1 protein-coding gene is annotated in these 1,200 nt (G+C 61.1%); it reads left to right on the top strand.

Annotated elements, in window-relative coordinates; translation table 11 throughout:
• Positions 1-68: 68 nt before the first annotated feature.
• Positions 69-1,174 (top strand): IS3 family transposase gene (locus ACVOLV_RS22155; RefSeq protein WP_481556236.1). Its coding sequence is split into 2 segments (ribosomal slippage): positions 69-327 and positions 327-1,174, totalling 1,107 coding nucleotides; the frame shifts between segments, so codons are not numbered across the junction.
• Positions 1,175-1,200 lie beyond the last annotated feature (26 nt).

Here is a 1,200-nt window from a genome sequence, read left to right as displayed (position 1 = left end):
CGACGTTCCCCCGATTTTGAGTAGCGCGGCGATTTGGAGTTCAATCCCCAACGAGACGGAGATTGGACATGAAGAAGCGCTTTTCCGAAGAGCAGATCATTGGCTTCCTGCGTGAGGCAGAGGCCGGCATGGCGGTGAAAGAGCTGTGCCGCCGACACGGGTTTAGTGAGGCGTCCTACTACCTGTGGCGCAGCAAGTTCGGCGGCATGAGTGTGCCGGAGGCCAAGCGACTGAAGGAGCTGGAGGCGGAGAATGCCCGGCTGAAGAAGCTGCTGTCCGAGCAGTTGCTGGAGAACGACGTCATCAAGGACGCCCTACGAAAAAAGTGGTGAGCGCACCGGCGCGCAGGACGCTGGTGCGGCATTTAATGGAGCGCGGGCTCACAGAGAGGCGGGCACTGGCCGTGGTACGAATGAGCGCCAGCGCACTGCGCTATGTCCCGCGCCCCGATCGCAATGTCGAACTTCGCGAGCGGATCCTGGAGCTGGCACAGCGACACAAACGCTACGGCGTGGGGATGATCTACCTGAAGTTGCGGCAGGAGCAGTGGTCGGTGAATTACAAGCGGGTGGAACGCTTGTATCAGGAGGCCAAGTTGCAGGTGCGTCGGCGCAAGCGTAAGAAAGTGCTGCTGGGCGAGCGTCAACCGTTGCTGCGGCCGGAGGCAGCCAATCAGGTCTGGTCAATGGACTTCGTGTTCGATCGCACAGCCGAGGGTCGTGTAATCAAGGCGCTGACGATCGTCGACGATGCCACGCACGAGGCGGTAGCGATTGAGGTGGAGCGGGCGATCTCCGGCTACGGCGTGGCACGGGTGCTGGCCCGGCTGGCACTGACCCGAGGTCTGCCGCAGGTGATCCGGACCGACAACGGCAAGGAGTTCTGCGGCAAGGCGATGGTGGCATGGGCCTACGAGCGAGGCGTGCAGTTGCGTTTGATCCAGCCAGGAAAGCCAAATCAGAACGCCTATATCGAGAGTTTCAATGGCCGCCTACGCGACGAATGCCTCAACGAGCACTGGTTTCCCACACTGCTGCACGCACGTACCGAGATCGAAACCTGGCGGCGGGAATACAACGAGGAACGACCGAAGAAGATCTTAGGCGGCCTGACACCGGCCGCCTATGCCCAACAGTTGGCGGCCAAAGCCGCTACGATTAAATCTGGACTCTAAAGGGCCCCGCTACTGAAAGCGGGGGG

Source organism: Stenotrophomonas sp. STEN023, from assembly GCF_056760135.1.
This window is presented reverse-complemented; position numbering and strand designations above follow the sequence as displayed.